This is a genomic window from Hydrocarboniphaga effusa AP103 (assembly GCF_000271305.1).
In the GTDB taxonomy this organism is placed as follows: Bacteria; Pseudomonadota; Gammaproteobacteria; order Nevskiales; family Nevskiaceae; genus Hydrocarboniphaga; species Hydrocarboniphaga effusa.
On the sequence record NZ_AKGD01000004.1, the window covers coordinates 690,556 to 716,013 of the forward strand.

The window sequence follows — 25,458 nt, forward strand, 5'->3', positions numbered from 1 at the left end:
GCCCGCGGTGAGACGGGAGACGGGAGACGGGAGACGGCTTGAAGCAGCCCCCGTTCTCGACCTGCTCTGCGCATTGATCGCGCGGCGCTCGAATACGCCGGACGACGCCGGCTGTTGCGAGCTGCTCGAATCGCGCCTCGCGCCGCTGGGCTTTTCGTTCGAGTACATCAATGCCGGCGGCGTGACGAACCTGTGGGCCACACTCGGCAGCGGCGCGCCGCTGATGATCCTGGCCGGCCACACCGATGTGGTGCCGACCGGCCCGCTCGCACAATGGACCAGCGATCCGTTCACGCCGACCGTGCGCGACGGCCTGCTCTATGGCCGCGGTGCGGCGGACATGAAATCGGGCATCGCGGCGATGGTCTGCGCGGTCGAACGTGTGCTCGCGCAGGGTCCGGTCAAAGGCACGCTCGCGTTCCTGATCACGAGCGACGAGGAAGGCGCGGCCCGATACGGCACGCGCCATGTCGTCGACGTACTCAAGGCGCGCGGCGTGGTGCCGGATTACGCGATCGTCGGCGAGGCTTCGTCGAACGAAACACTCGGCGATCGCATCGTCACCGGCCGTCGCGGCTCGCTGGGCTGTAATCTGCGCGTGATCGGCAAGCAAGGCCACGTCGCGTATCCGCACAAGGCCGACAATCCCGTGCACCGGCTCGCGAGCGCAATGGCCGAACTCGTCGCGATTGCGTGGGATACGGGTAACGAAAGCTTTCCGCCGACCTCGTTCCAGGTATCGAACTTCAACGGCGGCACCGGAGCGAACAATGTCATTCCGGGCGAAGCGACTGCGGTCTTCAACTTCCGTTATTGCACCGAATCGACCGCCGACTCGCTCAAGGCGCGCGTGCACGCGGTGCTCGATCGTCACTGCCCGCAGTACGAAGCGGACTGGTGGCTGTCGGGCGAGCCGTTTTTGACGCGGCGTGGCGCGCTGATCGAAGCCGCCGAAGCAGCCTGCCTTTCAGTGGCCGGGCGCAAGCCGGACTTCTTCACGGGCGGCGGCACTTCGGACGCGCGTTTCATCGCGCCCTGGGGCGCGCAGACCGTCGAGATCGGGCCCATCAGCGACAGCATCCACAAGATCAACGAGCACGTGCGTATCGACGATCTGGAGCCGCTGTCCGCGATTTATCAGAGCATTCTCGAACGCCTGATGCGCTGATGCGCAGCGTCTCGACGTTCGCTCCGGGCTTCGGTCTGCGCAGTGCGCTCGTGCAGACCGTGCTCGCGTCCAAGCGGCCCGCGGCCAGGCATTGGCGCAAGCGCGGTATCGATCTCGCGCCGATCTCGACGAGCCATGTGCTCGATTGCGGCGATGGCGTTCGCCTGACCGGCCACTACACGCCACAGCCGCAGGCACCGCGCGCGCTCGTCGTGCTGATTCATGGCTGGGAAGGCAATCACGACTCGGCGTATCTGGTCTCGATGGCCTGCGCGCTGCATCGGGCCGGATACGCGGTGTTTCGCCTGAACCTGCGCGATCACGGCGGCTCCCACGCACTCAATCAGGCCATGTTCCACTCGGCGCGCATGAGCGAAGTGCTCGGCGCGGTGCGCGCGATCCGGGCACTCGATGGGCACACACCTGCGGCCGAATTCGCGGTGATCGGTTTCTCGCTCGGTGGAAATTTTGCGCTGCGCGTCGGCTTGCAAGGGCCGGCAACAGGCTTATACCCACGCGTGTCGATCGGCATTTCGCCTTCGATTCATCCGCGTCACACGCTCGAAGCCATCGACAACGGACCCAGGGTTTTCCAGCGCTACTTTCTGCAGAAGTGGCTGCTGACGCAGCAGCTCAAGGCCGAAGCCTGGCCAGGCCAGTACGACTTCACGAGTCACCGCAAGCTGCGCAACTTCATCGAGATGACGCAGCGCTTCGTCGAGGATTTCACCGAGTACGACGGGCTCGAAGACTACTTCGAGCGTTATACGCTCACGCCCGAGATGCTCGTGAACTCGCCCTCGCCGCTCGGGATCATCACCGCGGGCGACGACTCGGTGGTTCCGATCGCCGATTTCACCGGGCTTTCGGCACGCGGCTCGGTGATGCACTACGAAGCCACCGATCGCGGCGGCCATTGCGGCTTCATTCAGGACTGGCGCCTGAACACCTGGACCGAAGACCGCGTGCTCGAACTGCTGGCCCGCGCTAGCTGATCTTCAGCAGGTTGGCGATGCCGGCCGCGACGTGGCCGGTCGGCGCCACGAGCGCAGCCGAATCGCAGTGGCGCGTCTGGTCGTCGAAGAAGAAATCGGGCTCGAATTCGCGCAGGAATGCGCCTTTGTCGAGCCCGCCGAGGAACATCGCCTCGTCGACCTCGATGCCCCACTGCATGAGCGTGCGCACCGCGCGCTCGTGCGCGGGCGCGCTGCGCGCGGTCACGAGCGCAGTACGCAGGCGCATCGGTGCATGGCCTTCGCCCGCTTTCTGCAAACGATCGAGCGCATCGAGCAGGGGCTTGAACGGACCCGGCGGCAACGGCGTGCTCGCGCGCTCGGTTTCATGCTCGATGAACGCCGGCAGGCCGTCGCGCTGAAACACCTGCTCGGCTTCGTCGGAGAACAGCACGGCGTCGCCGTCGAAGGCAATGCGCACTTCATCAGGATACTGCTCGGCCGCGCGCACCGAGTTCGGATAGACGCGCGCCGCCGGAAAGCCAGCTTCGAGCGCGTCGCGCACATCGGCCTCGTTGGTCGACAGGAACAGCACGGCGCCGAGCGGCTTCAGATAACGATACGGCGAGCGCCCGCGCGTGAACACGCCGCGCTCGATCGAAAGCCCGTGCGCGCGCGAGGAGCGGAACACGCGCAAGCCCGACACCGGATCGTTGCGCGACAGGATCACCACTTCGACGCGATTCGCCTCGGCCGTATTGAACGCGAGCAGCTTGCGCACGAGCGGAAATGCGGCGCCCGGCTTGGCGACCTGGTCGATGCGCTCGAGTTGTACGCTCATGTAGGCGCGATCGTCGCTGCTTTCGAAGACCTGGTTCTCTTCTTCGAAGTCGAAAAGCGCGCGCGAAGACAATGCGACGACGAGCTTGTTCTGCAGGCTCACGGCCATGTCAGGTCACCTTCGCGCGCTTGAGCGCGAACGAGGCCAGACGCGGCGCGAAGCGTTTGACGAGCACCGCGAGCGCTTCTTTTCCGATGACGATTTCCTCGCGGTCGGCCGCGACCGCGCTCCAGATCTTGCGCGCGCAGCGCTGCGCATCCATGCCTTTTTCCTGGCCGCGATCCATGAGGCCGTGACGCTCGCCGCTGGCGGTGATCGCGTTGATCGAGACGTTCGTGCGGATGTAGCCCGGGCAGACGATCGTGACTTTCACGCCGCTGCGCCAGGATTCGGCGCGCACCGAATCGAAGAACCCCTGCACGGCATGCTTGGCGGCCGCGTAACCCGAACGCTGAGGCGTGCCGAGATAGCCCACCACGCTCGAAATGGCGACGATGTGGCCCTGCCCACGCGCGCTCATGCCGGGAAGCACCGCCTTGGTCAGCGCCACGGGAGCGAAGAAATCGAGCTCGAAGATGCGCCGGTAGACCGCCATACTGGTGTCCATCACCGAGCTGCGCTGCGAAATGCCGGCGTTGTTCACGAGCACGTCGACCGGCCCGAAGAACGCGACGGCGCGATCGTGCAGGCTGTCGGCGTCGAAGTCGGTCAAGTCGGCCGGCAGCAGCGCGACGTTCTGCGGATGCGCGCAGGCCGAGCGAACGCGCTCGAGCTCGGCTTGCCGGCGCGCGCTCAACACGAGTTTGGCCCCGGCGGCGCTGGCCTCGTAGGCCATCGCCTCGCCGATGCCACTCGATGCACCGGTGATCCAGACCACCTTGCCTGCAATATCCGTCATGTCGCGTCCTGTTGGCTCAAACAAGGGCCGGCCGACCACGAGTCTGTCGCGACCGGCCGGGGGTTTCAATGCAGCGAGGTGATGGCTTGCGGTAGCACCGTGAGTCTTGCGAGCTTCGGGCTTCTGCCTTGACGCGCAGCTTCGAGTGGTAGAGTCGGTTTTGCGTTTCGCGAACATCGACCTCACCCATGCTCTATCGTCCTCACGATCCAGCCCGCCGGCGCCTGATGCTCGGAGCCCTGCCGCTGGCGCTGGCCGGCTGCACCCCCGATTCGACGCTCGGCATGCTGCACGACAGCTTCACCGCCACCCTGGGCGGCAGCGACGCGTACGCGCGCACGCGCCAGCAGGTCGACGACCTTGCCTTCGCCCAGCTCGGCGTGCGCATCGGTCGCGGGGGCCGCGGCATCATGGTGCTCAACGAGGTGCGGGGCGACGATCTGTACTGGATTTCGGCGAACCGCATCCTGCTCGTCACGCGCAAGGGCCGCATCGTGCGGTCGGTGGGGCTTGCGTCCGACCTGCTCGGCACGCGCTTGTTCGGGCAGGACCTGCTCGATGCCTACGACTACGAGCATCCGCAGATCGATGGCCTGGAAACCTCCAGGAGCGTCGACACGGCGGCGGCCCACGGCGAATCGGTGCGCGCCCGCTTTCGCGTCGAAGGCAGCGAGACGATCAGCATTCTCGATCGCCCGTTCGAAACCCTGCGCGTTCGCGAGGAGGCCCGCTACGGCGCCAATCGCTGGAAGGCGACGAATCTGCACTGGCTCAGCAAGCGCAGCGCGCTGATCTGGCAAAGCCGGCAGTTCATCATCGACGGCAGCCCGGCGATCGAGTTTCAGGTGCTGAAGCGACCGCCGGCCTGAGACGCATCGGGTCGCCTCACTTGAGGACGTCGACCCAGGACGCGTCCTGATCGTAGGCGTTGGCCTCGAAGCGGCTGTACAACGCGGCACCGTCACGCACCTTCTGGCCGCCATCGCGCGTCAGCGGCTTGAAGACGAGCGTCGCACCGCGCTGGCTCGATCGCAGCGAAAACAGATCCAGCGGCAGATACAGGAACAGGCCCTTGTCGAAGCTGCCTTCGCCGAACTGTTCGGCCGAGACATCGGTCTTGGTCGCGAAAGCGCCCACCTTCACGCCGCTCGGGAAAACGCGTGCGAGCTGGAAGGTTCCGCCGTAGTCGCCCGCGAGGTAGCGGCCGACGCTGACCGTCATCTCGAGATTCCAGATCGGCAGGTTGAAGTAGCCGGTCAGGTGTCCAGTGGTGATTTCGTAGTCCTGGAAACCGAAGCGCTGGTCGAAATCACGCTTGCGGACGCGGTTGACGTTGAAGCCGACGGCCCAGGGCTGGTACGGCTTGGCGTACAGCACTTCGCCAGCGACGCCGCCATACATTTCCTCGAAGATGCCTGCGGACACTCGCGCGGTCCACGACTGCGAGATCGGCCAGACGTAGTTGGTCTCGAGGCGGACGATGTTGTTCTCGCCCTCTTTCATGTACTGGACGATGTCGCTGCGCACGTGCGGCAGTTCGCTGGTGTCGCGGACCTTCAGACCATCGAAGTTGTTGTAGATGTTGGCGCCGACCGAGCCATTGATCGACCAGCGTGAAGTCAGATCGAGATTGGCACCGACGCGCCACCAGAGCTGGCCGAAATAGAAATCGTCGGGCCCGCCGATGTGCTGGCGCAGCGCGGGCCCCATGCTCCAGCTGAAAGCCGGCATCTTCGGTGGCTGCTGGAAATCGGCGCCGGCGTAAGCCCGGGCAGACGGCGTATCGACGAGGCTCGAGGCGCGAATCTCTTCGACACTGCCCTTGAAATCGACCGCCGCCGCGATGTCCTTGCGCAAGGTGGTGACGCGGTAGCTTTCGCGCTCGCCGTCCACGTTGGCCACGGTGAACGCGCCGTAGCGTGGCGGAGCCAGCACCGCGAGCGTCTGAGAGACACGCCCGATCGCCCGATGAGGATCGCGCGTGAGCTTTTGCGTGAACCAGACCGTCAGCACGCCTTTGTCGTCGTCGGCATCGAGCGCGATCAGCGTGATGCGCTGGCGCGCGAGTTCCTGTTCGAGCTGAGCCAGGAAGCTCGTGTCGACGCTCTCCTCGCGCTTGAGCGGATCGCCCTTGCTGGCTTGCTCGCTCGCATATGTCGGCGTCGGAACCGGATCGAGAATCTTCGGCGGGCCCTTCTGGCTGACAAGATTCGTGAACGCGGAAACACGCAGCATGGCGGTGTCACCGCGCTCGACGCCGACGGACAGGTCGACGGCGTTGGCGAGGCGCCAGTTCAGGGCAGCGTTGACCGGGAAGTGGATTTCCTGGTTGTTGGGCGGATCGCCCAAGGTGGACGCTTCGTGCTGGTAATCGTTGCCGTCGTATTCGAGCTTGAGGCTCAGGCCGCGCAGCGGCGTTTGCCACTCGACACCGCCGAACAATCCGACTTCGCGACCACGAAACCATTTTTCGACCGGAACACCGCCGGGAGTGCTCAGCGCATCACGCTCCTCGGCTGCCGACGACACCAAGGTGAACGGATTCTTGATTCCGCCTCTGGAACCGAGCCTGCCCCAAGCAAGACCCAGAGTGAAATCGAAGTTCCACACGCGCCGGGTGGCGACCAGATACTCGCTCGAAAACAGGCCAGTGCCGCCGATATCCATGACGCCTACCGCGAGCGACGGCAAGGCGTCGCCCTCCTGCAAGAGCCGGACCTTGAAGTCAATGCTGCGATCCTTGTAGGTCTGATCGCCGCTGAAATCTTCTGGGCCGTAGCGACGATTGCGCACGTCGACGTAGCGCAATTGCGTTTCGAGCCAGGGCAGCAGCTGCATGCCGAGCAAGGCCTGATGATAGGGATAGACGATCGAGATGCCGCCTGTGATCTGCCCATCCTCCGCGAATCTTGCGGTGGGTACCTGCAACAGGCCAACGCCGCCATAGTCGCTCGATGAGTGGACAGGCTCGGCGCGAACGCTGGCCTGCCCGCTCATCAGCAACCCAAGCATCAACAGCCCGGGCTTTCCGGCTCTCATTTCAGGCTAGTTGTTGTTGATCGTGACCAAGGCCGCCGCCGAAATGGCCAGGTTCGAGAAAATGCTCAGCAGGCGCTCCGACAACAGCCACTTGTTCAACGGCGCCGCATCGCGAGGCACGATGATCAGGCTGCCCGGCGGTACATCCTGGCGCGAGAAATTCCAGCTCGAAATGTTGAGCTGCTTGGCGGCGCCATCCGGGAACACGATGAAGGCCCGGCTCTTCTTGGCCGCCTGCGCCACACCACCGGCGCGCTCGATGTAGTCGGTGGCGGACAAGCCGGATTCGAAGGCCAGCGAGCCCGGGTTCAATACCTGTCCCGCCACCGCTACCGAAGTCGGGCGCTTCGGAATCATCAGCACGTCGCCCGGCTCGATGATCACGTCCTGCTCCGGCCTGACCTTGAGCATGGCCGGGTCGGCCTGCACGACGACACGCCCCACCGGCGTCGCGTTCTCGAGCCGCTTCACCACCGCATCGAAGAACGCTGCGGTCGACGAGGCATCGCCGCTCTGGCCACTGCTGCTGATCGCGGTCACGGCCGCTTCCTGCAGATCGCGGGCCGCGCGCTTGAACGAAGCCGATTCGGCCTTTCGAGCGCTCTCGCGCGTGAACACCGCTCCGTACGGATAGGCGTTGTCGGTCAGCCCACCCGCGCGTGCGAGCACCTGCGACAAGGTTTCGCCCCGGACCACGCCATAGGTTCCCGGAAACTTCACTTCGCCCATCAGGCGTATCGAGCCCACTTCCTGATCAAGGTAGATCGGACGCAAGTTCAGCGTGTCACCGGATGAAATGCGATACGACCGCAGGTCCGTGTTCGTCAGATCGATCTTCTGGTAGCGCGCACGGCCATTCGCGACCGTCTCCTCGTAGGAAACGTATTCGATGTTCTTGGGATCGCTTTCCGCCGTCGGACCCGCCGCAGCCTGCAATACAAGCGGCAGGCTCGCACCCTTGGCGACCGGATAAAGCCCGGGGCGCAGCACCTCGCCGTAAACACCGACGCCCCGATCGAGCAGCGCCGGAAGCGCCCCCGGAACCTCCTTGAAGATATCCGGGCAACGCAGGCGGGCCCGCGTGGAATCGGCCGTGCGCACCAGGCTTTCGGACGACAGCACATTGAGGAAGCGCGCCGCGCGCTGGCTGTTGACGAGCTGACGAAGCTCGAGAAGAGCCGAGCAGTTATTCGTCGCCGTGACCCGGCTTCCGTTCAACGCGGCTTCGACTTCGAACGAGCTCATGTACGCGATGTCCGCGCGACTGAACACGATCACCAGGTCATTCGGCTCGAGCGGCAGCAACGATGGGGGCGTATCGCTGGCGTAATCCGCCAGATTGAAGTCGATGAACTCGCGCACGCCCGAGGTCTTGTCGGTCCGCTGGAGCAGCCCGATCGGCAGATAGATTTCGGCATCCGAATCCGAGGCCTTCAGACCAGCCTGCTTGAGCACCGTACTCAAGTCGCGATTCTCCGACCACGGATACGTGCCCGGATATTTCACATAGCCCGTCACCTTGATCTCGTTCGATATCTGCCGGGAGACGCGGCGAACGCGCACCACATCGCCATCCTGGATCGCCGCGCGCAGGTCGGCCGGCTTGGCCGCATCGAAGTTGAGAACCGTGCGCTCCGAGCCGGCCGCGATGCGCTCGACCTCGACATAAGTCTTGTCGCTCGAAGCCATCTGTCCGCCTGCGAGCGCGAGTACATCCGAAAGCGAGCGCTCCTGCTTGATCTCATAGATCGCAGGCCGCTTGACCTCGCCTTCCACCGTCACGCGCGCACCGACGGGTGGCACGAAGACGACATCGCCAGGTTGCAGGCGCAGATCGGAGCTCGAATCGCCGGCGAGCAGGAATTTGTAGAGATCGAGCGTTTGCACGAGCCGTCCGGCGCGCTTGAGCTCGACATGGCGCAAGGAGCCGACATTGCTGACGCCGCCGCTCAAAAACAGGGCGTGCGTCATCGTCGACAGCGACGACACCGTATAGGAGCCTGGGCGAGAAACGTCGCCGAGCACGAAAACCCGAATCGAACGCAGACGGCCCAGCGAAATACTCGCCGTCGTGCCGATCATCTCGCGGCCGACGCGCTCCTCGAGCATCGACTGCAGCTCATCGAAGCGCAGCCCGGTGGTGACGATCGGCCCAAGCTTCGGGAAATTGATGGTCCCGTCCCGCGACACCAGCAAGGTGAAAGTCTGGTTCTGATTGCCGAACAGCTGAACGCGGACATTGTCGCCGGGCCCGATCACGTAATCGGCCGGAATCGGAATATCGGTCGCCGGAGCGAAGGTATTCGGAACCCCGGAAAACAGCTCGTAGCCGAACGGCTGGGGGGAGCGATTGCGACGAGTTTCCCGATACGGCTGTTCGTAGGGGTTCTGCAATGGCGTGCGCGATTCGGAACGCGGATTCATCGAGCCGATGAAATCGTCATCGCCGCGGCTGCGGCCAGACGACGAAGCCCCATTTGCACCATTCAACGGATAACGCGTGCTTCTCGAGCCTTGGGACTCATCCCAATCGCCGGCTGCCGGATCGTAGGTTTGAGCATCGTCCAGATTCCGTGACCCGGGGCGTCGCTCGAATTGATCGGCATCCCGGCTTCGGGAATCGACGACACGGGGGTTGGAGAGCGTCTGATCCTGATTGCTCAAGCCACCGCTGCCGTCGCTTCCGCCGCCGAACCCATTGATGAGCTGCTGGCGCTCCTCAGGACTCAGGCTGGACAGCACCGAAGGATCGATCGTAGAAACCTGGGCGGCGCTAGCGCCCATCCACAGCATCGAAACCAGCGCGATGACGAGGCGGAACCTTTCCACTCCCGTTTTCATTCTCACCCCAGGATTGATTCTCGGCCGATGGAATCGGCACTTCAGGCAATGACTCGACAATTGATATCGATAATTATCGAGTAGGCAGCCGCAAACAAAGAAGGCCAGCGAGGCTGGCCTTCTTTACAACCGAAACAGCAGCGTCGCTAAGTAAACTTAGGTTAGTGAGTCGCGGTAGCGGTGCTGGTACTGGTGCTCGTGCTGGTCGTGCTGTTGGCTTCGTCATCGCCGGCAGCGGCATTCACGATCGCGCCGATCGCGCCGGCAACGCCAGCGGTCACGCCAACCGTCAGCGGAACATTGGTAGCGCCCGCGCCATCAGCGCCGGCAGAACCTGCAGCACCCTCTTCGGCGGCGAACGCCATCGAGCTGAACACCAAAGTGCTGGCCAGAACAGCGATAAGCTTTTTCATCTGAATCTCCGAAAGAATGCGATGTTGCAGTGCGATGGGCCGAAGCATAACAAGAGAATGCCAGTCCGACAAAATGAACAGTTAATGCTCCGTGGAGAGCTTACATGGTCAATGCGTAAGTTCAAGCTGAACGAAAGGCGGACAATGTGACTTCGCGCCGCTATGACGCCTTTGTTTCGAAAGGCATTCAAACCAGAAAATGGCGCGCCCGGCAGGAGTCGAACCTGCGACCCACGGCTTAGAAGGCCGTTGCTCTATCCAACTGAGCTACGGGCGCGTTGCTTGGGTCGGCGGCAGCGAGCGAGTTCGGCGCAGGCAGGAAAACCGGAATCGCGATGAAATCCGGCCTTTCAGGAATTGGCGGAGAGAGCGGGATTCGAACCCGCGATACGGTTTGACCCGTATACACGCTTTCCAGGCGTGCTCCTTAAACCACTCGGACATCTCTCCGGAAGCGACATCGGTACAACAGGTCTTGCCGATAACCGGCGCGCATTATAGCGGCGACCGGTTGAGGCGGCTCTACTTTTTTTTGGCCGGTTTGGCGGGGGTTGCAACGGCTTCGGTGGCGGTGGCCGAGGTCAGCGTCGGCGGCTTGTCGAGGCAGACGCCATCGCCTTTCGCATCGGCGACTCCGTACGGCACGCCATCGGGCGTGCGTTTGGGTACGCGCAGGGCGGTTGGGGATTCGGGCAGTTTCAGGCCGCTCACCGCCTGCAGCGGAATGCGATCCTCGGCGTTGTCGTAGTCCTGCTTGCCCAGGCAATAGCTGTTGGAAGCACAGCCCGTCGCCAGTACGGCAAGGCCCAAGGCAGCGAACGACAAGCAAAACCTCATGAAAGCACTCCAGCGGCGCGAAGAGCCGTTTCGACACGCGAATAAGAAGATGATTCCAACGGCACGAGCGGCAGGCGGATGCCCTCGGGAATACGGCCCATGCGGTGCAGCGCCCACTTGACCGGGATCGGATTGGGTTCGATGAACAGGTCGCTGTGAAGCAGGGCGAGCTTCTCGTCGAGCTGAGCCGCCTTTGCCGCATCACCGGCCGCCGCCGCGACGCAAACTTCGTGCATGAGTTTCGGCGCCACGTTGGCGGTGACCGAAATATCGCCGTGGAAACCCAGCAGGATCGATTCGCGCGCGGTGGCATCGTCGCCCGAATACAGCGCGAAGCTCTCCGGCAGACCGAGCGCGAGCAGGTCGCGCACTCGGCCGAGGTCGCCCTTGGCTTCCTTGAGGCCGACGATGCCGGGCACCTGGGCCAGACGGCCGACCGTGGCCGGCAGCATGTCGACGCCGGTGCGGCCCGGTACGTTATAGAGGATCAGCGGCAGTTCGACGCTTTCGGCGATCCTACGGTAATGACGATACAGGCCTTCCTGCGGCGGCTTGTTGTAGTACGGCGTCACCAGCAGGGCGGCGTCGGCGCCGACCTTCCGGGCGGCTTCGGTCAGCTCGATCGCCTCGACCGTCGAGTTGGCACCGGTTCCGGCGATCACCGGAATGCGCTTGGCCACTTTGGCGATGACCCGGCGGACGACTTCGATGTGCTCTTCCACGTCGAGCGTGGCCGATTCGCCGGTGGTTCCCACGGCCACGATCGCGTCGGTCCCTTCGGCGATGTGCCATTCCACGAGGGCGTCCAGGCTGGCGTAGTCCACGCTGCCATCGGCGCTCATCGGTGTAATCAGTGCTACCAGGCTGCCCTTGATCATGGCGCTTTGAGGTGAATTGAAGAGTTGGATTCGAGGGGTACGGGCGGCGCGGCCGTCCGGAAGCGGGCGCGAGTATAGCGTGTGAGGGCGCTCCGACATCGTTTCGGCCTGTGCCGTTTGGGAGCGACCGGACACGGGAAATGCAGGTTCGACTTTTCGGGGATGCCTGCCTACACTCGCTCCATTCTCTTTGCCAGCGACACGATGTCCTCCCAAGACAGCCTGCTCTCCATATCCGTACTCGCTCGCGCCCGTCCGAACATTCCCCTAGAGCTGTTTCGCGCCATTCGCGAGCGCGGCTGCGAGGTGGAGGACTGTCGCATCGCTCCCATCGGCGATCGCCTCGCCGCCAACCTGGTGGTCTCCGGCAACTGGAGCGCGCTCGGAAGACTCGAAACCGCGCTGCCCGGCATCGCCCAGAAGCTCGATCTGCAGGTTCGGTACGAGCGTTGCGGCCCGCGAGAGCAGAACCCGGAATTCCGTCCCTACGCGGCCGACGTGATCGCCCCGCAGCAGCCCGATCTGCTCGTGCACCTGCTCGAGTTCTTCGGCAGCCAGGACGTCGAGGTCGCGGAGATTTCGACGCAGAAGTACGCCTCCAATTACACCGGTGCCGAGATGTGCAGCGTGCAGATGGTGCTGCACGTTCCGGTGAACCAGCATCCGCAGGCCTTGCGCGAATCGTTCATGGATCTCTGCGACGATCTCAATGCGGACGGCATGCTGGACCCGATCAAGACTTGACCTCCTGCGGTACGACGAGAGCCCAAACACCAGCCAATGAGCATCCAAGCCGGCGACTCCCTTCCCGACCTGAACCTGCCCGCCAACGGCGGCCGCACCATCAGCCTCAAGAAGGAGTACGCGGGCAACAAGCTCGTCGTCTACTTCTATCCGAAGGACAACACTCCGGGCTGCACGCTCGAAGGCCAGGACTTCGCGCGGCTTTATGCGGAATTCAAGAAGGCCGGGGCCGACGTCGTCGGCATCTCCAAGGACAGCGTCAAGTCGCACGACAACTTCTGCGCCAAGTTCGGCTTTCCGTTCGCGCTGATTTCGGATGCCGAGGAGAAAGCCTGCGACGCCTTCGGCGCCATCGTCGAGAAAAGCCTCTACGGCAGAAAATATATGGGCATCGACCGATGCACCTTCCTGTTCGATGCCAAGGGCAAGCTGGTGCAGCAATGGCGCAAGGTGAAAACCAAGGGCCACGCCGACGCGGTGCTCGAAGCGGTCAAAGCGCTCTGAAGCGGCAGCCATTGAAGATTCGATCTTTGAACAAGCTGGATTCTTGAAGAACCGGCCCTTCCTCGCAGCACCCTCTCTCACGACCGGCGACGGTCGTCCATGCGGTTCCAATCCAAACGGACACTCGTGAAGAAAAAAATCTTCGTACTCGATACCAACGTGCTCATGCACGATCCGAGCAGCCTGTTCCGCTTCGAGGAACATGACCTGTTCATTCCGATGGTGGTGCTCGAGGAACTCGACGGCCTCAAGAAAGGCACGTCGGACACCGCACGCACGGCGCGCCAGGTGAGCCGCCAGCTCGACGAGCTGGTCGCCAACAAGAACCACGCGCAAATCGAGAAAGGCCTGCCGATTCCGAGCGGCATTCGCAAGAACCCCGCGCTCGGCGGCGGCAAGGTCGGCGAGCCCGCGAGTGGTCGCCTGTTCTTCCAGACCACGCCGACCGAAACCAGCCTGCCCGGCATCCTGCCCGGCAACAAGCCGGACAACAGCATCCTGCTGACCGCGCTCGCGGTGCAGCAGAAGAATCCGGGACGCAAGGTCGCGCTGGTCAGCAAGGACATCAACCTGCGCCTGAAGGCCGCCATCGTCGGCGTGCACACCGAGGACTATCACAACGACCAGGTTCTCGAAGACCTCGACCTGCTGCCGGCGGGCTACACCGAGCTGACCGAAGATTTCTGGCAGACCCACGGCGACAAGATGGAAAGCTGGCAGGACGAGCGCGGTCGCGCCTGCTACAAGCTGCAGGGTCCCGGCGTGAAGGAGTGGTATTCGAACCAGTTCCTCTACATGGCGGACGGCGACGATCGCGGGCTCGAGCTGAGCGTGCAGTCGATCGACGACGACAAGGCCAAGCTGCGCGTGATCCGTGACTATCGCGTGGGCAAGACGCCGGTCTGGGGCATCCACGCCAAGAACCGCGAGCAGAATTTCGCGCTCAACCTGCTGCTCGATCCGGATATCGACTTCGTCACCATTCTCGGCACCGCCGGCACCGGCAAGACGCTGCTGACGCTCGCCGCAGGCCTCGCGCAGGTGCTCGATGAGCCGCGTTATCGCGAGATCATCATGACGCGCGTGACCGTGCCGCTCGGCGACGACATCGGTTTTCTGCCCGGCACCGAAGAAGAGAAGATGACGCCCTGGATGGGCGCGCTGATGGACAACCTCGAAGTGCTCACCCAGCAAGGCAGCGCGGGCGATTGGGAACGAGCGGCCACCAACGATCTGCTGTCCAAGCGCATCAAGATCCGCTCGCTGAACTTCATGCGCGGCCGCACCTTCCTGAATCGCTTCGTCATCATCGACGAGGCGCAGAACCTCACGTCCAAGCAGATGAAGACGCTGATCACGCGCTGCGGCCCGGGCAGCAAGATGATCTGCCTCGGCAACCTCACGCAGATCGATACGCCGTATCTGTCGGAGACGACGTCGGGCCTGACCTACGTGGTCGATCGCTTCCGCGGCTGGGCGCACGGCGGTCACGTCACCCTGGCCCGCGGCGAGCGCTCTCGCTTGGCCGCGCACGCTTCGGACGTCCTCTGAACGGCCCCGAAAATTCTCAGGAATTCGAAGAATGCTCGGCAAGATCGCCAAAGGCATGAAAGACGGAGCCATGGGCCTCGCGCTCAAAAGCTTCTTGAACGACAAGCTCGGCCGCTACGGCGAAATCGTCGAAGTGCAGATCGATACCGCCAATAGCCGAGTCCAGCTTACCGCTCTGCTAAAGGGTGAAAAGGACACCGTCACTGCAGCGATCGAACGCTATGAACTCGAGCGCAACGGCGACGATCGCTACATTCGCCTGAAGTCGTTCTCGAGTTCGCGCGAGTGGCTCACGGTGTTGCTCTACGATCGGCTCACCGACAAGCAGTTCAAGCTGCCGGCGGCGGTTTCGAGCTTCCTCTGAAGCAGGCGGGAAACGGCCCGGCTCAGCGAGGATCCGCAATAGCCCGGGGGCAGCGCTTTTCTCAGAGCGCGTCGATCGCCTGCTCCAGCCGGGCGACCGGCGTGACTTCGATGCCGAGCCTGGCGTTCTTGCGCGGCTTGTTCGCCTCCGGAACGATGGCGCGCTTGAAACCGTGCTTGGCGGCTTCGATGAGCCGTTCCTCGCCGGCCTGAACCGGGCGGATTTCGCCAGCCAGCCCCACTTCACCGAAGACGATGGTGGTGCCCGACACCGGCTGGCCACGGAAGCTCGACAGCGTCGCGAGCAGCAGCGGCAGATCCGCCGCCGGCTCCTGGATGCGCATGCCGCCGACCACGTTCGCGAACACGTCCTGATCGGACAGTGCGATGCCCGCGTGGCGATGCAGCACGGCCAGCAGCATGTTGAGCCGGTTGCCTTCGAAGCCGAGCGTCACGCGGCGCGGGCTGCCGATGTGGCTTGCATCGACCAGCGCCTGCACCTCGACGAGCAAAGGCCGGCTGCCCTGGCGCGTCACCGTGATCACCGAGCCCGAAACGGGTTGCTCGTGCCGTGACAGGAACAGCGCGGACGGATTGCTGACTTCCTTCAGGCCGCCGTCGGTCATCGCGAACACGCCGAGCTCGTTGACCGCGCCGAAGCGGTTCTTGACGGCGCGCACGATGCGATAGCGGCTGCCGGCGTCGTGCTCGAAGTACAGCACCGTGTCGACCATGTGCTCGAGCACGCGCGGACCGGCGATGGCTCCCTCCTTGGTCACGTGGCCGACGAGAATCACCGTGGTGTTGCTGGCCTTGGCGAAGCGCACGAGCCGGGCCGCGCACTCGCGAATCTGCGAGACCGAACCGGGCGCGGAATCCAGGGCCTCGGTGTAAAGCGTCTGGATCGAGTCGATGACGACGAAGCCCGGCCGATGCTGGGTGAGCTGGTCGAGAATCAGGTCGACGCTGGTCTCGGCGAGCACCGGCAGATCGAGCCTCGGCAAGCCGAGCCGGCTCGCACGCAGGCTGACCTGGGAGAGCGATTCCTCGCCCGAGACGTAAAGCGTGTCGAGCCGGCCTTCGACCGCGGCGAGCACCTGCAACAGCAGCGTCGACTTGCCGATGCCCGGATCGCCGCCGATCAGGATCACCGCGCCCGGCACGATGCCGCCGCCCAGCACGCGGTCCATCTCCGAGAGTCCCGACGACACGCGCGGGGCGTCGTCGGCGCTGACCTCGTGCAGGCGCTCGATGCGCACTTGGCCGGCGATCGCGGCCCGGCGAGCGGGCGAGCTCGCCTCGGCGACGGTCTCGACGAGCGTGTTCCAGGCTCCGCATTCGGCGCACTGCCCGGCCCATTTGGTCGTCTGCGCCCCGCAGGACTGGCAGACGTATCGAACGTTGTTCTTCCTGCTTGCAAGCTTGGTCACGCTAACCCCTGATTTTGTTGGCCGATCGACAGCCCGCGTGGGTGATCTTCACGTATTCCGGCCCCGATGGATTTTTGTAGTATGGCGCGGTCCGGCGGCCGCCGACCTCGAGGCGCTTCGGCCGGCTGCCTCCGCCGCCGTTGACGACATCCCTTCTCCCCAGGACGAGAACCTCGAGTCGATGCCGCTGAACTACCAGCTCACGACCCATCTGGCCACCGAGGTCGGAAACGTCCGCACCAACAACGAGGATTCGCTCACCCAGGACGTCTCGCTCGGCCTGCTCGTACTCGCCGACGGCATGGGCGGCTACAACGCCGGCGAAGTCGCGAGCGCGATCACCACGGCCACCATCCTGCAGGTCATGCGCGCCCAGCTGCCCAAAATCGGTTCGGGCGAGCGCGATCCGGCCACCGGATACCGGCGCGAATCGGCCCTGCTCAAGAGCGCGGTCGAAACCGCGCACCAGGCCGTGCTCTCGCGCGCCTCGATCGACCCGAGCTGCACGGGCATGGGCACCACAGTGGTCGCGCTGCTGATCCATCGCGGGCTCGTGACGATCGCGCACGTCGGCGACTCGCGCGCCTATCGCTACCGCGCCGGTAAGCTTGCGCAGATCACGCGCGACCATTCGCTGCTCGAAGAGCTCATCGCAAGCGGCCAGTATTCGCGCGAAGACGCGTCCCGGTTCGTACGCAAGAACATCGTCACGCGGGCGCTCGGCGTGGACGCCGAGATCAACATCGACATCATCGAAGAGCCCGCGCAGATCGGCGATCTGTACCTGCTCTGCTCGGACGGGCTCACCGACATGACGAGCGACGAGCAGATTCAGCAGATCATGGAGATTCGCGGCTTCAAGCTCGACCTGCTGGCGCGCGCGCTCGTGAACCTGGCGTTGCAGGGCGGCGGCAAGGACAATATCTCGGTCGCCCTCGCCCGCCTCGAACCGGGCCCGCCGTCGAATCGCCCGTTGCTGCAGAAGCTCAAGGACTGGTTCTAGCCGCCGCCCCGGCGCTCAGGCCGCCGGATCGACGTACTCGAACTGCACCCGGTTGGTCAGGCCGCAGAACAACTCGTAGGCCAGGGTGCCCGCATGTTCGGCGACGATTTCGGCCGGAGCATGCTCACCCCAGAGCACCACTTCATCGCCGATCCGGGCCTGCGGAGCCGCGCGCAGATCGAGCGTGATCATGTCCATCGAAACGCGCCCCGCGATCGTCGCCGGACGGCCGGCCACCTGCACAGGCGCTCCGCTCGCGAGGCTGCGAGGAATGCCATCCGCATAGCCGACCGCGGCCACGCCGATCTTCATCGTCTCCGGGCAGCGATACGACGCGCCGTAGCCGATCGCGCTGCCGGCCGGATACTCGCGGATCGCGATCAGCCGGCTCGTCAGCGTCAGTGCCGGCCGCAGGCCGAGAGCGCGCCCGGTCTTGCCGGGCAGCGGACTCGCGCCGTAGAGCATGAGCCCGGGGCGCACCCAGTCGCGGCGGGCCTGCTGCCAGGCCAGCAGGCCCGCCGAATTGGCGATCGAACGCGCACCGGCAATACCCGCGAGCGTGATGTCGAAAGCCTCGATCTGCTCGACCGTCGCGGACACCTCGGGCTCGTCGGCACGCGCCAGATGCGTCATCCAACCGCAGAAACGCCAGCTGCGATTGCGTTGCAGCACCTGCCGCAGTTTCGGCACCGCCGACAACGGAAACCCGAGCCGGTGCATGCCGCTGTCGAGCTTGAACCAGACCTGCAGCGTCGCGCCCTGCGGCATGCGCTCGAGCAGCTCGATCTGCCAGAAATCGTTGACGACGATCTGCAGGCCTTCGTAGGCGGCAAGTGTGGCTTCCTCGGCGCTCAGGATGCCTTCGAGCAGCGCGATCGGCGCGCGGATGTGCGCCTCGCGCAACTGCTGGGCCTCCTGCATGCAGGCGACCGCGAGCGCATCGATGCCGGCGGCTTCGAGCGTGCGCGCGACCGGCACCGCGCCGTGACCGTACGCATCGGCCTTCACCGCGCCCATGACACACGAGTTCGGGGCGTAGCGGCGAACCTGCGCGAGGTTGTGGCGGATGGCAGCCAGATTCACCGTCGCCACGGCGCGCTGGTTCATTCCTCGTAGTCCGCCACCGCGAACGGCTGCCGCGGATTTTCGAAGCGCGTGTACTGGCCGTGGAATTCGAGCGGAACCGTGCCGAGCGGGCCGTTACGCTGCTTGGCGATGATGACTTCGGCCTGGGTGTCGTCGCTGGTCTTGTTGTAGACCCAGTCGCGATAGATGAACACCACCAGGTCGGCGTCCTGCTCGATACCGCCCGATTCACGCAGGTCGGCCATGCGCGGGCGCTTGTTGTCGCGCTGCTCGACGCCGCGGTTGAGCTGCGAGAGCGCGATGATCGGCAGCTTGAGCTCCTTGGCCAGCGCCTTGAGGCTGCGCGAAATTTCCGAAATTTCGCCGGTGCGGTTGTCCTTGGTGCCCGGCACCTGCATGAGCTGGATGTAGTCCACCACGATGAGCTTGAGGTTCGTGCGCATCGCCAGGCGCCGCGCGCGCGCGCGCAGGTCGTTCGGCGACAGCGCGCCGGTCTCGTCGATGAACATCGGCGCTTCGCGCAGCCGGTTGATGGTCCAGGTGAGCTGGTCCATCTCCTGGTCGGATAGTTCGCCCGAACGCAGTTTCTGCATCGGAATGCCGCCGCGCGAGGAAATCACGCGGTAGCCGATCTGCTCGGCCGACATTTCCATGCTGAAGATCGCCACGCCCTCCTTGCGCTCGAAGGCGACGTACTCGGCGATGTTCACGGCCAGCGTGGTCTTGCCCATCGACGGACGTGCCGCGAGGATCATGAGATCGCCCTCGCCCAGGCCGCTGGTCTTGTTGTCGAACTCGACGAAGCCGGTCGGCAGGCCCGCGGTGCCCTGCGGATTGTCGCGCACCGACGAAATGCGTTCGAACACGCCCGCCATGATCGCCGGCATGTCGAAGTAGCTGCTCTGAGCACGAGTGCCGCGCTCGCGGATCTTGAAGACCTTCTGCTCGGCGATGTCGATGAGCTCCTGCGGCTGGCGCCCTTCGGCGCGAAAGCCCAGGTCGCTGATGTCCTGGCCGGCCGCGATCAGGCTGCGCAGTACCGAACGCTCGCGCACGATGTCCGCGTAGGCCACGATGTTCGCCGCGCTCGGCGTATCGGCCGCGAGCGTGCCGAGATACGACAGGCCACCGGCCTCCTCGAGCTTCTCCTGCGTGCGCAGATGCTCGGCCAGCGTCACGAAGTCGCAGGGTTTGCCGAAGCCGATCAGATCGCAGATCGCCTTGTAGATCAGCTGGTGATCGACACGGTAGAAATCGGCCTCGCTGAGCCGATCGGCGAGCTCGTTCCAGGCGCGGTTGTCCAGCAGCAGGCCGCCGAGTACGGACTGCTCAGCCTCGATGGAATACGGGGGCTGCTTGGGATCGGGCATCGCGATTGTGTACCAGAACAAATAAAAACGGCCCGCTGAGCGGGCCGTTTAGTCTACTAGTCGTTGGCCAGAAAAAGCCGATCAGGCCTTTTCTTCCTCGACCACGACCGTCAGGCTGGTTTCGACTTCGCTGTGCAGGCGCACGGCGATGTCGTAGCTGCCGGTCTGGCGGATCGGGCCGTCGACCAGATCCAGCTCGCTCTTCTCGACGGACAAGCCGAGCAGTTCGGCGGCGCGCACGATTTCGGCCGGACCGACCGAGCCGTAGAGCTTGCCTTCGTCCGACGCCAGTGCCTTGACCTTGATGGTCTTGCCGGCGAGCTTTTCGGCGCGCAGCTTGGCGGCGTTGAGCGAATCCTGCGACTTCTTCACGAGTTCGGCCTTGCGCTCTTCGAATACCTTGCGGTTGCCTTCGGTCGCCGACAGCGCGATGCCCTTCGGCAGCAGGAAGTTGCGGCCGTAGCCCGGTGCAACCTTGACCACGTCGCCGAGGTCGCCGAGATTCTTCACTTTCTCAAGCAGAATGACTTGCATGGTTGTCGTGGCCTCTTATTCGTGCTTATCGGTGTACGGCAGCAGGGCCAGGAAACGGGCCTGCTTGATCGCGACCGCGAGCTGGCGCTGATAGCGCGTGCGCGTGCCGGTGATGCGGGCCGGAACGATCTTGCCGTTCTCGCCGATGTAGCCCTTGAGCATCGCCAGATCCTTGTAGTCGATCGGCGCGGCCTTGTCCGAGCTGAATTTGCAGGACTTCTTGCGACGGAAGAAACGGCCGCCGGAGCCGCCACCGCCACCTTCTTTACGTTCGAAAGCCATTAGACGCTCTCCTCGGTGGCTTCGGCATCTTCGGTCGCGAGCGGGTTCACGGTGTCGTCGCGGCGGGACTTGTACTCGGGCTTCTTGTCTTCTTCCGGAGCCTTGAACAGCGGCGACTGCGCGGTTTCGGCGGCGTCCTTCTTGATGATCAGCTTGCGGATCACGGCGTCGTTGAACTTGAACGCGCTCTCGAGTTCGGCAAGAACCTTTTCCGAGCACTCGACGTTGAGCAGCACGTAGTGCGCCTTGTGCAGCTTGGCGATCGGGTAAGCCAGCTGACGGCGGCCCCAATCTTCGAGACGGTGGATCTGGCCACCATCGCCTTCCACCATCGCCTTGTAACGCTCCGTCATGGCCGGAACCTGATCGCTCTGGTCCGGATGCACCATGACTACGATTTCGTAGTGACGCATTCGTTTGTACTCCTGACTATGGATGTCGGCCGGAAACTGATGCACTTCCGGCCAGGACAGTCCCCCGCAGGATGCGGTGGGACAGCGCCTCGCAGCCGTGGGCGGCGACGAGGGGGCGCGAATCCTAACGGAAAGCCGCCGGAGCGGCAATGCTCAGCGCTTCTTGCCACTGCGCTGGCGGAAAGCCTCGTAGAGGCAGACAGCGGCGGCCACCGAGACGTTGAGGCTCTCGATCTTGCCGAGCATCGGAATCTTCACGAGTCGATCGCAGGTCTCGCGCGTGAGCCGGCGCATCCCCTCTCCTTCGGCGCCCATGACGAGCACGAGCGGGCCGGTGAGGTCGGCTTCGTAAAGCGTTTCGGTGGCTTCGCCGGCCAAGCCGGTGAGCCAATAGCCTCTTTCCTTGAGCTTATCCAGGGCGCGCGACAGGTTGGTCACCGCGATCACCGGCACGCGCTCAGCCGAGCCAGCTGCCGCCTTCAAGGCAACCGCCGTCAGGCTCGCGGCACGATCCTTCGGAATGATCACTGCCGTCGCGCCCACCGCTTCGGCCGTGCGCAGGCAGGCGCCGAGGTTGTGCGGATCCTGCACGCCGTCGAGCGCGAGGAACAACCGATCCGGTGAGGCAGGAGCGTCCAGCGCATCCTCGCCGGTGAATTCGCGCGCCGGAATCAAGGCGAGCACGCCTTGGTGACGAAGCTCGGGCGCCTTGATATCGAGATCGGAGCGCGAAACCGTGCGAACCGGTACCGAGTGCTCGCGAGCCAGCGCGATCAAGCGCCGGGCGCGATCGTCCTGACGGGTATCGGAAAGCAAGATTTCGTAGGGTTTGGTAGCGCCGTCTTCGAGCGCCGCCATCACGGCGTGGAAGCCGCCGATGTATTGGTCTGCCATAGGCGCGGCATTCTACGCGCAAAGAAAAAGGCGCTTAAGCGCCTTTTTCTTTGCCGCAGCAGCTCGGATCAGCTGCCGAGGTAGGGCGGCGGAGCCCAAGCCGACTGCTCGTTGCCCTCGACCACGGGCTTGATGACGATGTCGACGCGGCGGTTACGCGCCTCCTTGACGTTGTCGGCCGTGCGCACGATCAGTTCGCGTTCGCCACGGCCTTCTTCGCGCAGGCGCGTTCCGGGCACGCCCTGCGACGCCAGGAAAGTGCCAACCGCCGCGGCGCGGCGCTCGGACAGGCCCTGGTTGAAATCGGACGTGCCGCTGGTATCGGTGTGGCCGATGACGTGAATCACCGTCTTGTCGTAAGTCTTGAGGATCGCGGCAATGCGACCGTAGGCGTCCATCGCGTCCGGGCGCAGGGTCGCACTGCCGAGGTCGAAGCTCACGTCGCTGGCGATGGCGACCTTGAGCGAGCCGTCCGACAGCGTCGTCGTGCTCAGGTCACCGCGCTGGATCTCGGGCGCCATCTGCTGCTCGACTTCCTTGCGCTGCTTGTCCATGTAGTTGCCCACTGCGCCACCGGCGATTGCGCCGACGATGGCGCCGACGATCGGGGCGCCACGCGCATGGCTGACCTGATTGCCGAGTACGGCACCCGTCACCGCGCCGATACCCGCGCCGCGCTTGGCGTTGCGATTCGGATCTTCTGCGCAGGCGGCCAGACCGATGATGGCGGTCGCGACTACCGCTGTTTTGACCGCTGTTTTAAAGGTTGCCTTGCTGGGTTTCATCGTCCTTTCCGCCTCGACTTGGAGTTCTTGGGTTTGTGGCCCGGGCCTGACTTGGGCTCTTGCTGCGCGCGGGATTCTCTGGGCACGTCCTTAATTTTCAGTGAACGTCCATTGGCCGTCTTCACCGCGAGCAGCTCGAGATCGATCTTGCGCTCGTCGAGATTAACGCGAACCACTTTGACCCTCACCGAGTCGCCGAGGTTGTAGGTCTGCCCGCTGCGATCTCCGATGAGCCGGTGATGGCGTGCCTCGAACTGGTAATAATCGTTCTTGAGCTGGCTTACGTGCACGAGCCCTTCGACGTAGAGCCCGGAAAGCTCGATGAACAGGCCGAACGGCGCCACGCCGGACACCAGGCCATCGTGCTCCTCGCCGACGTGATGGCTCATGTATTCGCACTTGAGCCAGGTGGTGACCTCGCGCGTCGCCTCGTCGGCCCGGCGCTCGGTCATCGAGCAGTGCGCGCCGTGCTTTTCGATCGCATCGACCGAATACGCGAACTCCTTCGCCGGCTTCTTGTGGATCAGGTGCTTGAGCGCCCGGTGCAACAGCAAATCCGGATAGCGGCGGATCGGCGAGGTGAAGTGCGAGTAATGCGTCAGCGCGAGGCCGAAATGACCGAGGTTCTCGGCGCTGTAACGCGCCTGCATCAGCGAGCGCAACATCACCGTCTGGATCAGCGGCTGGTCGGGGCGATCCTTGGTGCGGCTCAGCATGGCCGCATAGTCTTGCGTCTCGGGCCGGTCGCTGCCGGCGAGCTTGAGCCCGCGCTCGGTCAGGAACTCGCGCAGCGCCTGCACCTTCACCGCATCGGGCTTTTCGTGGACGCGATACGGAGCCGCGATCTTCATCTTGGCGACGCGACGCGCCGACTCGACATTGGCCGCGACCATGCATTCTTCGATGAGCCGGTGCGCCCGGTTGCGCTTGATCGGTACCACGCGATCGATCTTGCGCTCACCGTCGAAGACGATGCGCGTTTCGGTGGTATCGAAATCGATCGCCCCGCGCTTCTCGCGTGCCGCGAGCAGCGCCTCAAAGACCTGATTGAGCACGAGCAGATGCGGCACCACGTGCGGCACGTTCTGCGCTTCCGGCCCCTTGGGGTCGTCGAGAATCGCGGCGACGTCTTCATAGATCAGGCGCGCTTGCGAGCGCATCACCGCTTCGTAGAACACCGACTTGGCGACTTCGCCGTCCGGCATCACGCGCATCTCGCAGACCATGCAGAGCCGGTCGACGTTCGGGTTCAGCGAGCACAGGCCGTTGCTGAGCTTCTCGGGCAGCATCGGAATCACCCGCTGCGGGAAATACACCGAGTTGCCGCGCGTGAGCGCTTCGACATCGAGCGGCGAATCGGGCGTGACGTAGGCTGCCACGTCGGCGATCGCCACCCACAGCGTCCAGCCACCGCCGCCGCCGAGCAGCCCCTTGCGCATCGGCTTGGCGTAGACGGCATCGTCGAAGTCGCGGGCGTCGGCGCCGTCGATCGTCACCAGCGGCAGGTCGCGCAGATCCTTGCGGCCGGCGATCTGCGAAGGCTGCACGGTGTCCGGAATGCGCGCGGCCTGCGCCTCAACTTCATGCGGAAAGACATACGGCAGGTTGTGCGCGCGAATCGCCGCCTCGATCTCCATGCCCGGAGCGAGATGGTCGCCGAGGATTTCGATGACCTTGCCGACCGGCAGGGTGCGATGCCCCGGCGGCGCGGTGATTTCAGCCACCACCATCTGCCCCTGCTTGGCCCCGCCGCGCGCCTCGGGCGGAATCAGCAGATCCTGCTGCACGCGCGGGTTGTCCGGAATCACGTAGCTGATGCCCTGGTCCACGTGCAGGCGGCCGACCACTTCGCGCGACCCGCGCTCGATCACTTCGACGAGCGTGCCTTCGGGCCGTCCCTTGAAGTCGGTGCCGGTGATGCGCACGAGCACGCGATCGCCATTCATGACCGAGCGCATCTGCCGCGGCGGCAGGAAGATGTCCGGACCGCCCTCGTCGCGAATCAGAAAGCCGAAACCGTCGCGATGCGCCTGGATCACGCCCGGAATCGCGTTCATCTGCGCGACCGGGCCGTAGGCGCCCTTGCGGTTCTGAACCAGCTGGCCATCGCGGATCATCGCCGCGAGACGCTTTTCGAAGGCACTCTGCTGGTTGAGCTTGGTGAGCTGGAACGTCCCGATCAGCTCGTCGACGTTGAGCGGACCATCGTGCGCCTTGAGTGTTTCGAGGATCAGGGCTCGCGACGGAACCGGGTCTTCGTAGCGTCCCTGCTCGGCATTGAAATTGGGATCCCGACTTTGCCAGTCGGTCGTATTGCTTCTGTTTTTTGGTTTCATTGACAAAGCATACGCTCATCGCCACAATTCGCGCCCTCGCAACGCCTCAGAGCGTCAGCGGGGCTTCAAGTGGGCCGAGATGGCGGAATTGGTAGACGCACTAGTTTCAGGTACTAGCGAGTAAAATCGTGGAGGTTCGAGTCCTCTTCTCGGCACCAAATAAGTTGAACGCGCAGCGATGCAGCACGAAACCCGCGATGACTCGCGGGTTTTTGCTTTCTGACGCATGGGAACGCGGATCCCCGCTTGCGCAAAGCCAGCCTGTAGAGCCTCGGCAGGCGCAGGCGTAGACTCG

General features: G+C 64.2%; 24 protein-coding genes and 3 tRNA genes. 9 read left to right on the plus strand and 18 right to left on the minus strand.

What is annotated here, in order from left to right; genetic code table 11:
- Nucleotides 1-61 precede the first annotated feature (61 nt).
- A complete protein-coding gene (dapE, locus tag WQQ_RS22420) occupies nucleotides 62-1,168 on the plus strand; it encodes a succinyl-diaminopimelate desuccinylase (RefSeq protein WP_040455648.1) in 1,107 nt (368 codons plus the stop codon).
- A complete protein-coding gene (locus WQQ_RS22425) occupies nucleotides 1,168-2,163 on the plus strand; it encodes a YheT family hydrolase (protein ID WP_007187573.1) in 996 nt (331 codons plus the stop codon). Before dapE ends, WQQ_RS22425 begins: the two co-directional genes overlap by 1 nt.
- Here WQQ_RS22425 and WQQ_RS22430 read toward each other — a convergent pair.
- Both WQQ_RS22430 and WQQ_RS22435 read right to left on the minus strand, forming a co-directional pair.
- Nucleotides 2,156-3,070 (minus strand): 5'-nucleotidase, encoded by a 915-nt coding sequence (locus tag WQQ_RS22430; protein ID WP_007187574.1) that lies wholly within the window; start codon nucleotides 3,068-3,070, stop codon nucleotides 2,156-2,158. The genes WQQ_RS22425 and WQQ_RS22430 overlap by 8 nt on opposite strands.
- A 1-nt stretch (nucleotide 3,071) precedes the next feature.
- Complete coding sequence (locus WQQ_RS22435) at nucleotides 3,072-3,860, minus strand: SDR family oxidoreductase (RefSeq protein WP_007187575.1); 789 nt, start codon at nucleotides 3,858-3,860, stop codon at nucleotides 3,072-3,074.
- Between the two features lie 188 nt (nucleotides 3,861-4,048).
- On the opposite strand from WQQ_RS22435, the gene WQQ_RS22440 reads away from it, so the two are divergent.
- A complete protein-coding gene (locus WQQ_RS22440) occupies nucleotides 4,049-4,729 on the plus strand; it encodes a YjbF family lipoprotein (protein WP_040455329.1) in 681 nt (226 codons plus the stop codon).
- A 16-nt stretch (nucleotides 4,730-4,745) separates the two neighbouring features.
- Here WQQ_RS22440 and WQQ_RS22445 read toward each other — a convergent pair whose 3' ends face one another.
- The 7 genes from WQQ_RS22445 to dapA form a co-directional block, all read right to left on the minus strand.
- The gene (locus tag WQQ_RS22445) at nucleotides 4,746-6,899 is read right to left on the minus strand and encodes a YjbH domain-containing protein (RefSeq protein ID WP_083844701.1); all 2,154 of its coding nucleotides are present in this window, start codon (nucleotides 6,897-6,899) and stop codon (nucleotides 4,746-4,748) included.
- Between the two features lie 6 nt (nucleotides 6,900-6,905).
- Complete coding sequence (locus WQQ_RS22450) at nucleotides 6,906-9,323, minus strand: SLBB domain-containing protein (protein ID WP_192813013.1); 2,418 nt, start codon at nucleotides 9,321-9,323, stop codon at nucleotides 6,906-6,908.
- Nucleotides 9,324-9,901: 578 nt separating this feature from the next.
- Nucleotides 9,902-10,153 (minus strand): hypothetical protein, encoded by a 252-nt coding sequence (locus tag WQQ_RS22455; RefSeq protein WP_157534839.1) that lies wholly within the window; start codon nucleotides 10,151-10,153, stop codon nucleotides 9,902-9,904.
- A gap of 200 nt (nucleotides 10,154-10,353) precedes the next feature.
- Nucleotides 10,354-10,430 (minus strand) — tRNA-Arg (locus tag WQQ_RS22460).
- An 81-nt stretch (nucleotides 10,431-10,511) separates the two neighbouring features.
- Nucleotides 10,512-10,603: transfer RNA gene (locus WQQ_RS22465), tRNA-Ser, on the minus strand.
- 72 nt (nucleotides 10,604-10,675) lie between these two features.
- Complete coding sequence (locus WQQ_RS22470) at nucleotides 10,676-10,978, minus strand: hypothetical protein (protein ID WP_007187580.1); 303 nt, start codon at nucleotides 10,976-10,978, stop codon at nucleotides 10,676-10,678.
- 8 nt (nucleotides 10,979-10,986) lie between these two features.
- Nucleotides 10,987-11,868: a 4-hydroxy-tetrahydrodipicolinate synthase gene (gene dapA, locus WQQ_RS22475; protein WP_007187581.1), complete on the minus strand. Its 882-nt coding sequence runs from the start codon at nucleotides 11,866-11,868 to the stop codon at nucleotides 10,987-10,989.
- 204 nt (nucleotides 11,869-12,072) lie between these two features.
- Here dapA and WQQ_RS22480 point away from each other — a divergent pair, with 204 nt between their 5' ends.
- The 4 genes from WQQ_RS22480 to WQQ_RS22495 all read left to right on the plus strand — a co-directional run bounded on the left by WQQ_RS22480 (nucleotide 12,073) and on the right by WQQ_RS22495 (nucleotide 15,031).
- Nucleotides 12,073-12,612: a glycine cleavage system transcriptional repressor gene (locus tag WQQ_RS22480; protein ID WP_040455655.1), complete on the plus strand. Its 540-nt coding sequence runs from the start codon at nucleotides 12,073-12,075 to the stop codon at nucleotides 12,610-12,612.
- Between the two features lie 36 nt (nucleotides 12,613-12,648).
- Nucleotides 12,649-13,116: a peroxiredoxin gene (locus WQQ_RS22485; RefSeq protein ID WP_007187583.1), complete on the plus strand. Its 468-nt coding sequence runs from the start codon at nucleotides 12,649-12,651 to the stop codon at nucleotides 13,114-13,116.
- A 99-nt stretch (nucleotides 13,117-13,215) separates the two neighbouring features.
- Nucleotides 13,216-14,667 (plus strand): PhoH family protein, encoded by a 1,452-nt coding sequence (locus WQQ_RS22490; protein ID WP_040455331.1) that lies wholly within the window; start codon nucleotides 13,216-13,218, stop codon nucleotides 14,665-14,667.
- A gap of 31 nt (nucleotides 14,668-14,698) precedes the next feature.
- Entirely contained in the window at nucleotides 14,699-15,031 is a 333-nt protein-coding gene (locus WQQ_RS22495; RefSeq protein ID WP_007187585.1) for a hypothetical protein, read from the plus strand.
- A gap of 61 nt (nucleotides 15,032-15,092) precedes the next feature.
- On the opposite strand, the gene radA is transcribed toward WQQ_RS22495, so the two are convergent.
- Nucleotides 15,093-16,460, minus strand: a complete 1,368-nt coding sequence (gene radA, locus WQQ_RS22500) for a DNA repair protein RadA (RefSeq protein ID WP_007187586.1) — start codon at nucleotides 16,458-16,460, stop codon at nucleotides 15,093-15,095.
- A gap of 181 nt (nucleotides 16,461-16,641) precedes the next feature.
- Here radA and WQQ_RS22505 point away from each other — a divergent pair, with 181 nt between their 5' ends.
- The gene (locus tag WQQ_RS22505; RefSeq protein ID WP_007187587.1) at nucleotides 16,642-17,463 is read left to right on the plus strand and encodes a Stp1/IreP family PP2C-type Ser/Thr phosphatase; all 822 of its coding nucleotides are present in this window, start codon (nucleotides 16,642-16,644) and stop codon (nucleotides 17,461-17,463) included.
- Nucleotides 17,464-17,478: 15 nt separating this feature from the next.
- Here WQQ_RS22505 and alr read toward each other — a convergent pair whose 3' ends face one another.
- The 8 genes from alr to rnr form a co-directional block, all read right to left on the minus strand.
- Entirely contained in the window at nucleotides 17,479-18,570 is a 1,092-nt protein-coding gene (gene alr / locus WQQ_RS22510) for an alanine racemase (RefSeq protein ID WP_007187588.1), read from the minus strand.
- The gene (gene dnaB / locus WQQ_RS22515; RefSeq protein WP_007187589.1) at nucleotides 18,567-19,919 is read right to left on the minus strand and encodes a replicative DNA helicase; all 1,353 of its coding nucleotides are present in this window, start codon (nucleotides 19,917-19,919) and stop codon (nucleotides 18,567-18,569) included. The genes alr and dnaB overlap by 4 nt, the downstream gene beginning before the upstream one ends.
- Nucleotides 19,920-20,000: 81 nt before the next feature.
- Nucleotides 20,001-20,453, minus strand: coding sequence for a 50S ribosomal protein L9 (gene rplI / locus WQQ_RS22520; RefSeq protein ID WP_007187590.1), 453 nt, complete (start codon nucleotides 20,451-20,453; stop codon nucleotides 20,001-20,003).
- 15 nt (nucleotides 20,454-20,468) lie between these two features.
- On the minus strand, nucleotides 20,469-20,735 hold the full coding sequence (gene rpsR / locus WQQ_RS22525) for a 30S ribosomal protein S18 (protein WP_007187591.1): 267 nt from the start codon (nucleotides 20,733-20,735) through the stop codon (nucleotides 20,469-20,471).
- Nucleotides 20,735-21,148 carry a 30S ribosomal protein S6 gene (gene rpsF, locus WQQ_RS22530; protein ID WP_007187592.1) on the minus strand — a complete coding sequence of 138 codons (414 nt, stop codon included), beginning with the start codon at nucleotides 21,146-21,148 and terminating at the stop codon, nucleotides 20,735-20,737. The genes rpsR and rpsF overlap by 1 nt, the downstream gene beginning before the upstream one ends.
- A gap of 153 nt (nucleotides 21,149-21,301) precedes the next feature.
- Entirely contained in the window at nucleotides 21,302-22,042 is a 741-nt protein-coding gene (gene rlmB, locus WQQ_RS22535; RefSeq protein ID WP_007187593.1) for a 23S rRNA (guanosine(2251)-2'-O)-methyltransferase RlmB, read from the minus strand.
- A 68-nt stretch (nucleotides 22,043-22,110) separates the two neighbouring features.
- A complete protein-coding gene (locus WQQ_RS22540; RefSeq protein ID WP_007187594.1) occupies nucleotides 22,111-22,827 on the minus strand; it encodes a YiaD family glycine zipper/OmpA-like lipoprotein in 717 nt (238 codons plus the stop codon).
- Complete coding sequence (rnr, locus tag WQQ_RS22545; RefSeq protein WP_040455334.1) at nucleotides 22,824-25,163, minus strand: ribonuclease R; 2,340 nt, start codon at nucleotides 25,161-25,163, stop codon at nucleotides 22,824-22,826. Before rnr ends, WQQ_RS22540 begins: the two co-directional genes overlap by 4 nt.
- Before the next feature lie 73 nt (nucleotides 25,164-25,236).
- Between rnr and WQQ_RS22550 the strand changes: the two genes are divergently transcribed.
- Nucleotides 25,237-25,321, plus strand: a tRNA-Leu gene (locus WQQ_RS22550).
- The last annotated feature ends 137 nt before the right edge of the window (nucleotides 25,322-25,458 follow it).

What these genes read in the sequence shown, in the direction of transcription:
- WQQ_RS22540 (WP_007187594.1), bottom strand. Translation starts at nt 22,827, where the DNA reads ATGAAACCCAGCAAGGCAACCTTTAAAACAGCGGTCAAAACAGCGGTA.
- WQQ_RS22495 (WP_007187585.1), top strand. Translation starts at nt 14,699, where the DNA reads ATGCTCGGCAAGATCGCCAAAGGCATGAAAGACGGAGCCATGGGCCTC.
- WQQ_RS22445 (WP_083844701.1), bottom strand. Translation starts at nt 6,899, where the DNA reads ATGAGAGCCGGAAAGCCCGGGCTGTTGATGCTTGGGTTGCTGATGAGC.
- dapA (WP_007187581.1), bottom strand. Translation starts at nt 11,868, where the DNA reads ATGATCAAGGGCAGCCTGGTAGCACTGATTACACCGATGAGCGCCGAT.
- WQQ_RS22485 (WP_007187583.1), top strand. Translation starts at nt 12,649, where the DNA reads ATGAGCATCCAAGCCGGCGACTCCCTTCCCGACCTGAACCTGCCCGCC.
- WQQ_RS22450 (WP_192813013.1), bottom strand. Translation starts at nt 9,323, where the DNA reads ATGAATCCGCGTTCCGAATCGCGCACGCCATTGCAGAACCCCTACGAA.
- alr (WP_007187588.1), bottom strand. Translation starts at nt 18,570, where the DNA reads ATGAACCAGCGCGCCGTGGCGACGGTGAATCTGGCTGCCATCCGCCAC.
- WQQ_RS22480 (WP_040455655.1), top strand. Translation starts at nt 12,073, where the DNA reads ATGTCCTCCCAAGACAGCCTGCTCTCCATATCCGTACTCGCTCGCGCC.
- WQQ_RS22505 (WP_007187587.1), top strand. Translation starts at nt 16,642, where the DNA reads ATGCCGCTGAACTACCAGCTCACGACCCATCTGGCCACCGAGGTCGGA.
- WQQ_RS22425 (WP_007187573.1), top strand. Translation starts at nt 1,168, where the DNA reads ATGCGCAGCGTCTCGACGTTCGCTCCGGGCTTCGGTCTGCGCAGTGCG.
- WQQ_RS22455 (WP_157534839.1), bottom strand. Translation starts at nt 10,153, where the DNA reads ATGAAAAAGCTTATCGCTGTTCTGGCCAGCACTTTGGTGTTCAGCTCG.
- WQQ_RS22440 (WP_040455329.1), top strand. Translation starts at nt 4,049, where the DNA reads ATGCTCTATCGTCCTCACGATCCAGCCCGCCGGCGCCTGATGCTCGGA.
- WQQ_RS22430 (WP_007187574.1), bottom strand. Translation starts at nt 3,070, where the DNA reads ATGGCCGTGAGCCTGCAGAACAAGCTCGTCGTCGCATTGTCTTCGCGC.
- rpsF (WP_007187592.1), bottom strand. Translation starts at nt 21,148, where the DNA reads ATGCGTCACTACGAAATCGTAGTCATGGTGCATCCGGACCAGAGCGAT.
- rlmB (WP_007187593.1), bottom strand. Translation starts at nt 22,042, where the DNA reads ATGGCAGACCAATACATCGGCGGCTTCCACGCCGTGATGGCGGCGCTC.
- rnr (WP_040455334.1), bottom strand. Translation starts at nt 25,163, where the DNA reads ATGAAACCAAAAAACAGAAGCAATACGACCGACTGGCAAAGTCGGGAT.
- rplI (WP_007187590.1), bottom strand. Translation starts at nt 20,453, where the DNA reads ATGCAAGTCATTCTGCTTGAGAAAGTGAAGAATCTCGGCGACCTCGGC.
- dnaB (WP_007187589.1), bottom strand. Translation starts at nt 19,919, where the DNA reads ATGCCCGATCCCAAGCAGCCCCCGTATTCCATCGAGGCTGAGCAGTCC.
- WQQ_RS22435 (WP_007187575.1), bottom strand. Translation starts at nt 3,860, where the DNA reads ATGACGGATATTGCAGGCAAGGTGGTCTGGATCACCGGTGCATCGAGT.
- WQQ_RS22490 (WP_040455331.1), top strand. Translation starts at nt 13,216, where the DNA reads ATGCGGTTCCAATCCAAACGGACACTCGTGAAGAAAAAAATCTTCGTA.
- rpsR (WP_007187591.1), bottom strand. Translation starts at nt 20,735, where the DNA reads ATGGCTTTCGAACGTAAAGAAGGTGGCGGTGGCGGCTCCGGCGGCCGT.